This window comes from Microbacterium yannicii (genome assembly GCF_024055635.1).
GTDB classification, from domain to species: Bacteria; Actinomycetota; Actinomycetes; order Actinomycetales; family Microbacteriaceae; genus Microbacterium; species Microbacterium yannicii.
The window spans coordinates 151999-159458 of record NZ_JAMXMB010000021.1; the positions used below are offsets into that span (position 1 = coordinate 151999).

The 7460-nt window shown below is 69.9% G+C and carries 5 protein-coding genes; 3 read left to right on the forward strand and 2 right to left on the reverse strand.

Annotation, left to right across the window (positions count from 1 at the left end; all coding sequences use genetic code 11):
• Positions 1-173: 173 nt before the first annotated feature.
• On the forward strand, positions 174-1196 hold the full coding sequence (locus NCG93_RS09335) for a LacI family DNA-binding transcriptional regulator (protein ID WP_194414265.1): 1023 nt from the start codon (positions 174-176) through the stop codon (positions 1194-1196).
• Positions 1193-3328: an alpha-galactosidase gene (locus NCG93_RS09340; RefSeq protein ID WP_194414264.1), complete on the forward strand. Its 2136-nt coding sequence runs from the start codon at positions 1193-1195 to the stop codon at positions 3326-3328. The genes NCG93_RS09335 and NCG93_RS09340 overlap by 4 nt, the downstream gene beginning before the upstream one ends.
• Before the next feature lie 83 nt (positions 3329-3411).
• Here the strand turns inward: NCG93_RS09340 and NCG93_RS09345 are convergent, their stop codons facing one another.
• Positions 3412-4380 (reverse strand): acetylxylan esterase, encoded by a 969-nt coding sequence (locus NCG93_RS09345; protein WP_194414263.1) that lies wholly within the window; start codon positions 4378-4380, stop codon positions 3412-3414.
• Positions 4381-4538: 158 nt separating this feature from the next.
• On the reverse strand, positions 4539-4991 hold the full coding sequence (locus NCG93_RS09350) for a GNAT family N-acetyltransferase (protein ID WP_194414262.1): 453 nt from the start codon (positions 4989-4991) through the stop codon (positions 4539-4541).
• Positions 4992-5203: 212 nt separating this feature from the next.
• Here NCG93_RS09350 and NCG93_RS09355 point away from each other — a divergent pair, with 212 nt between their 5' ends.
• Positions 5204-7417: an NADP-dependent isocitrate dehydrogenase gene (locus NCG93_RS09355; protein ID WP_194414261.1), complete on the forward strand. Its 2214-nt coding sequence runs from the start codon at positions 5204-5206 to the stop codon at positions 7415-7417.
• Positions 7418-7460 lie beyond the last annotated feature (43 nt).

The window sequence follows — 7460 nt, forward strand, 5'->3', positions numbered from 1 at the left end:
GATGTCAGCGCTGTCTTGTCGTGTCCGATCGGGTGCAGCTCGATGGAAGGTGCCTTTTATCAGCGCTTTTATTTGGACTTCAAGAGGATGCCGACAGACAATGTCCATGGAATGTCCTACGTGGACATTGCCAGCGCCGACTGCTAGCGTGAACTCCGGCAAGGAGGCTGGCGATGACGGTTCAGCAGCGAGCGACGCTGGAAGACGTCGCCCGGCTCGCGGGAGTGAGCTCGAAGACCGTGTCGCGCGTGTTCACGCACCGGGATCTCGTCGCACCCGACACGGTCGACCGCGTGCTCGTGGCGGCCAAACGCCTGCGCTTCCGTCCGAACCCGCTCGCGCGGAACCTGCGCCGCGGAGGGCCGACGAACACGATCGGGTTCATCATGGGCGAGCTGAGCAACCCGTTCTACTACAAGCTTGCCGCGGGCATCGAGCGGCAGCTGGCCGCCAACGGCTACTCGCTCGTCGTGGCGACCACCGATGACACCGCCGAGGGCGAGGAGCGCGTCGCCGACGCTCTCCTCAGCCAGCGCCTGGGCGCGCTCCTGCTGATCCCGGTGGCCGACGACCAGTCGTACCTCGAAGGCGAGCGGCACCTGGGGACCCCGATCATCGCGATCGACCGTCCGGCGCGGAATCTCGTCGCCGACTCGATCGTGCTGGAGAACCACCGCGGCGTCTTCGAGGCCACCACGCGCCTGCTCGAACAAGGGCATCGGCGCATCGGCTACATCTGCAATCCGGCATCCGTCTACACGCAGGCGGAGCGCCTGCGGGGCTATCGCGACGCGCTCGCCGCATACGGCGTCGCGGACTCGTCGAGGTGGGAGCGCCTGGCCGACGACCTCTCGATTCCGGCCGACGGCTTCATCGCCGACCTGCTCGATCAGGACGATGCGCCGACGGCCATCATCACCGGCAACAACCGCGTGACGGTCGCCGCACTCCGCGTCCTGCGTGATCGCCACGATGCCGACACCGCCCTGATCGGCTTCGACGACTTCGACACCGCCGACGTGCTCGGCGTGACCGTCATCAGCTACGACCCGCTGGCGCTCGGTCGCGCCGCCGCGACGCTCGCCATCGAGCGCATGCAGGACCCGGCCGGCTTCACCCGTCAGCTCGAGATGCCGACCTGGCTGGTGCCCCGCGGCACCGGCGAGCGCCCGCCTGCGGAAAGGACCCCTGCATGACCTCCGGCTTCATCCGTCTCGAGCACGAGGGCGTCGGCCTCATCGTCGACGCTCGCGGTCCGGCTCTTCCGCGCGTGCTGCACTGGGGCGCACCCGTGGGACCGATCACGGATGCCGATGCCGAGGCGCTCGGCAGGGCGCTGAGCCGCCAGACCGCTCCGGGCACCCTGGACGCCGCGTGGCAGCTCTCGCTCTCGCCCCAGGAGGGTGACGGGTGGACCGGCCGGCCGGGCATGCAGCTGCGCCGCGAGGGGGTGGTGCACCACGCCCGTTGGCGCGTCGACGGTATCGACGCCGACGGCGCCGCGCTGACGGTGACGGCGCGGGATGCGGCATCCGCTCTCCGTCTGTCGATCACGATCGGCATCGAGGCGGGCGGGGTGGTGTGGGTGCAGCACGCTCTCGCCCACGACGGAGGGCCGGATGCCGCAGCAGTCGACGTGGACTGGCTCGAGGCGACGCTTCCCGTGCCGTCGACGACAGACACGCTCCTGACCTTCGACGGCCGGTGGACGCGCGAGAAGCGCCCCGTCGTGACTCCGATGCCGGCCGGGGCCACCGTGCGGCAGTCCCGACGTGGACGCCCCGGACATGACAGCCCCGTCGCGGCGATCGCCGCGATCGGCGCTCCCCGCTGGCAGGACGGCGCGCTGTGGGGCGTCCACCTCGCCTGGTCGAGCGACCTCACGACGCGTGTCGACCGTGTCACGGACGCGGTGACCCTGATCGGCGCCGGAGAGCTCCTGCGCCCGGGCGAGATCAGGCTCGCTCCGGGTGACGAGTACCGCACGCCGCGGGCGGCGTTCGTGCACACGACCGCCGGGCTCGACGGCTTCGCGCAGCGCGTGCACACCTGGCTGCGGGGCAGGCCGCAGCATCCGTCCTCACCGCGCCCGCTCGTCCTCAACACCTGGGAGGCGGTGTACTTCGACCACGATCCGGCGCGGCTCGCCGCGCTCGCCGAGCGTGCCGCCGAGGTGGGGATCGAGCGTTTCGTGCTCGACGACGGATGGTTCCAGGGACGGCGGGACGATTCGACGAGCCTCGGCGACTGGACGGTCGACCGGTCCGTGTGGCCCGACGGCCTCGCACCGCTGGCCGACCGCGTGCACGAGCTCGGCATGCAGTTCGGGCTGTGGTTCGAGCCCGAGATGGTCAGCCTCGACTCCGACGTCGCCCGCGCGCACCCCGACTGGCTGCTGCACGATCCCGGCCATCTGGATCATGACGGCGCGCTGTCGTGGCGAGGGCAGTACGTCATGGATCTGGCGAATCCGGATGCCGCGGCCCACGTCTTCGGCCAGATCGACGCGCTCGTGAGCGAGCTCGGCATCGACTTCATCAAGTGGGACCACAACCGCGACCTCGTCGAGAGCGTGCACGCCGGGCGCCCGGGTGGGCATGCGCAGATGACCGCGGTGTATGCGCTTCTGGCTGCGCTGAAGGCGGCCCATCCATCGCTCGAGATCGAGTCGTGCTCCAGTGGCGGGGCGCGGACCGACCTCGGCATCCTCGGGGTCACCGACCGGGTCTGGGCGAGTGACTCCAACGACCCGGTCGAGCGGCAGGACATCCAGCGCTGGACGGGCCTGCTGCTGCCGCCCGAGCTCGTCGGCGCTCACGTCGGCCCGACGACCTCGCACTCCTCGGGTCGCACGACGGCGCTGTCGTATCGCATGGCGACGAGCCTCATGGGCTCGGCGGGCTTCGAATGGGACATCCTGTCGTGCGACGCCGACGAGACAGCGGCGATCACCGGCTTCGCCGCGCTCTACAAAGAGCTGCGGCCGATCGTCCACCGTGGGCGGGTGCTCCACCCCGAGCTGCGGGATCCGGCCTGGCGCGCGACGGCGTTCGTGGATTCGGCGGCGGCGGTCGTGGTGGTCGCCATTGTGGCGAGTCTCGAAGACGCGCGCGCCGAGCGGCTGCGCCTCCCGGGCCTCGACGCCGATCGGCGCTATCGCGTGCGTGTGCGTCGCGAGATCGGCCCCGCCGAGTACGGCTGGATCGCGCCGGAGTGGTTCACCGCGGGCGAGATCGAGCTGCCCGGCGCGCTCCTCGCCGAGGTCGGTCTGCAGCTGCCCACGCTGTGGCCGCTGCAGGCCTTCGTCCTGCACCTCGAGGCCCTCTGACTCGCGTTTCGTCTCGCAGGCTCGCTCAGCGACCGGTCATGGGCTGTCCCGCTGATCGCTGAGTGACCGGACGGAGCGGATCCTCAGACGAGGCCGCCGAGGAAGGCGGCCTGCTTCGGGAACTGGAAGGCCTGACCGCCTTCGTGGCCGTTGTGGGTGTAGACCTCGATCTGTCGCGTCGCCGGGTCGTGCCGATTGAAGGCCGCGTACACGGTGGACGGCGGGCAGATGGTGTCCATGAGGGCGACCGAGTACAGGGATGCGGCATCCGCGCGCTTCGCCATGTTCACGCCGTCGAAGTACGAAAGCGTCTCGAAGACGCGCTCGTCGGCGCCGCGGTGCACGGCGAGATACCGGACGACCTCCTGGTACGGGTCGTCGCCGGTGAGGCCGACGGCGCGCTCGAAGTGGCAGAGGAACGGCACGTCGGGCATGACGGCCACCAGGCCGTCGGAGAGGCCCGCGGCGGCGATGGCGATGCCGCCGCCCTGGCTCGCGCCGCAGACCACCACGCGGTCGGCGTCGACCTGGGGGAGCGTGCGTACGGCGTCGACGGCACGCACCGCGTCCGTGAAGACGCGACGGTAGTAGTACGTCGCCGGATCCTCGATGCCGCGCGTCATGAAGCCCGAGGACGACGGGCCGGTGCCGTGCGGATCGAGCGTGTCGCCGCCCGAGCCCCACATCGAGCCCTGGCCGCGAGTGTCCATGAAGAGGTGGGCGTAGCCGGCGGCCGCCCAGCCGATGCGCTCGCCGGCAAGGCCGCGGCCGCCGCCGTATCCCTGGTACTCGACGACGGCCGGGAGAGGCCCGGTGGCGCCGGCGGGCAGGGTGAGCCATGCCTTGACCGGGTCGCCGGCGAAGCCGGGGAACGTCACGTCGAAGATGTCGACCAGCGTGTACGGCGTCTCGAGGCGTGTGACCTCGGGCGCGGCATCCCACTGTCGCGACGCCGCGATCGTGGCGTCCCAGAAGTCGTCGAAATCGGCGGGTTCGCGAACCTCGGGAGCGTACTCCGCGAGCTCGGCGGGGGAGAGGTCGAATCTCGGCACGGGCCTACCCTAGCGGCTCGCGTGCAAGCGTTTCGACGCCGTCCGAGAAGGCGACGAGGCCTCGATGGGGGAGGGGTATTCGAGGCCCCGCCGCCGGTCTCTGAGCGCCCGATGGGCGCACTGCGAGGAAATCGATGGGGTGATCGGGCGGCTGTACGTCAGAGACGGATCTCGGCGATGACCTCACCGTACTCGGTCTCGCCGACCGGTGTGAAGCCCACGCGCTCGAAGAACTGCTGCGGACCTCCCTCGCCGGCCTCATAGATCACGCAGACGTGGTCCATGCCGCGGTTGCGGGCCTCTTCGATGAGCCCCTTCACGGCGAAGCGCCCGACACCGCGGCCCTGGTCGTCGGCGTCGACATTGATGCGCCACAGCACCGAGCGGAAGTGCTCCACCGGGTCGTCGGGGTCGAAGTTGCCGCTCACGAAGCCGACGACCTCCTCGCCGTCCAGCACGACGCGCTGCCACGTCGTCTGCGGGTTCACGACGGTGGCGGCGATGCCGTAGCTCACGGGGGAGAGGTACTCCTCCTGGCCGGGTTTCAGCGACATATTGTTGACCGCCACGATGGTCGCGGCGGACAGTTCGACGAGTCGCAGATCACCCATGGGCCCAGGCTAGCCCGGATGACGACATCCGGCATCGTGCGCGTCGCGGATTAACACGGTGTTCATACGCGGGCGTCCGCACGAACCGCGCATGCGACGCCGCGCCGGAATCGCGGAAACACGGCACCACGGCGGGCGGAGATCTCTCGACGTCGAGATATCTCGAGGGCTTGCGATAGGCTGATGGCCGACCCGTGAGAAGGACGTGACTGGTGACCGATTCGACCATCATCTACACCTATACCGACGAGGCACCGGCCCTCGCGACCGCATCGTTCCTGCCGATCGTGCAGGCCGTCACCCGCCAGGCGGGGGTGCACGTCGAGACGCGCGACATCTCGCTCGCCGGCCGCATCCTCGCGGCATTCCCGCAGAAGCTGACGCCCGAGCAGCAGGTCGGCGACGCGCTGGCCGAGCTCGGCGGCCTCGCCACGCTGCCGGAGGCCAACATCATCAAGCTGCCGAACATCTCGGCATCGATCCCCCAGTTGAAGGCCGCGATCGCCGAGCTGCAGGCGCAGGGCTACGACATCCCGGACTATCCGGACGACGCCCAGACCGTCGAAGACAAGGACGTCCGCGCGCGGTACGACCGCATCAAGGGCTCCGCCGTCAACCCCGTGCTGCGCGAGGGCAACAGCGACCGCCGCGCGCCGCTCTCGGTGAAGAACTACGCGCGCAAGCACCCGCACCGCAACAAGCCGTTCGCCGAAGGCTCGAAGACCCGTGTCGCGACGCTCGGCCACGACGACTTCAAGTCGAACGAGAAGACCACGGTGATCCCGGCCGACGATGTGCTCGCGATCCAGCACGTCGCGGCGGATGGCACCGTCACCTCGCTGAAGAGCGGCATCAAGGTGCTGCCCGGCGAGATCATCGACAGCACGTTCCTCTCGGCCGCTGCGCTCGACGCCTTCCTCGCTGAGACGCTCGAGACGGCCAAGGCCGACGACGTGCTCTACTCGGTGCATCTGAAGGCCACCATGATGAAGGTCAGCGACCCGATCATCTTCGGCCACGTGGTGAAGGCGTACTACGCCGACGTCTTCGACCGCTACGGCGACAGGATCGCCGAGGCGGGCCTCACCCCCAACGACGGACTCGGTGCGATCCTCGCCGGACTCGGCGAGCTCGAGGGCGGCGACGAGATCGCGGCAGCGATCGCCGCGGCCACCGACTCGCCCCGCCTGTCGTACGTCAACTCCGACAAGGGCATCACGAACCTCCACGTGCCGTCCGACGTCATCGTCGACGCGTCGATGCCGGCACTGGTCCGCAACGGCGGCAAGCTCTGGGGCGCCGACGGTGGCGAGGCCGACACGCTGGCGGTCATCCCCGACTCGTCGTACGCGAGCGTCTACCAGACGGTGGTCGACGACGTCATCGCGCACGGCCCGCTCGACCCCGCCACGATCGGCACCGTTCCGAACGTCGGCCTCATGGCCCAGGCAGCCGAGGAGTACGGCAGCCACGACAAGACGTTCGAGCTGCAGGCCGCCGGCACCGTCCAGGTCGTGAACCAGGCGGGCGACGTGCTGCTCGAGCACTCGGTGCAGCCGGGTGACATCTGGCGTGCGACGCAGACGAAGGACGTCGCGATCCGCGACTGGGTGAAGCTCGCCGTCTCCCGCGCCCGCGCCACCGGCTCGCCGGCCGTCTTCTGGCTGGACGAGAACCGCTCGCACGACGCGGCGCTCATCGCGAAGGTGCGCGAGTACCTGGCCGACCACGACACCGAGGGCCTCACGATCGAGATCCTCGCGCCCGCCGAGGCCACGCAGTACTCGCTCGATCGGCTGCGCAAGGGCGAGGACACCATCTCGGTGACCGGCAACGTGCTGCGCGACTACCTCACCGATCTGTTCCCCATCCTCGAGGTCGGCACGAGCGCCAAGATGCTCTCGATCGTCCCCCTCCTGGCGGGCGGTGGCCTCTTCGAGACCGGCGCCGGCGGTTCCGCACCCAAGCACGTCCAGCAGCTGCTGGAGGAGGACTACCTCCGGTGGGACTCGCTCGGAGAGTTCTTCGCGCTCGCCGCGTCGCTCGAGCACCTCGCCGACTTCACCGGCAACGTGAAGGCGCAGGTGCTGGCCGACACGCTGGATGCCGCGACCGGCACGTTCCTCGAGAACGACAAGTCGCCCGGGCGAGCGCTGGGCACCATCGACAACCGCGGCAGCCACTTCTACCTGACCCTGTATTGGGCCCAGGAGCTCGCGCGGCAGCAGGCCGACCCCGAGCTCGCGGCGGCCTTCGCCCCCGTGGCGGACGCGCTGGCGGCCGCCGAGGAGCAGATCGTCGGCGAGCTGATCGCCGTGCAGGGCTCGCCCGTCGATGTCGGCGGCTACTACCGCCCCGACGCCGAGCTGGTCACGGGTGTGATGCGCCCGTCGCAGACGTTCAACGCGGTGATCGACGCCCTCTGAGCCGCAGAGACCGATAAGAAGAGCGGATGCCCCGGGCCGGGGC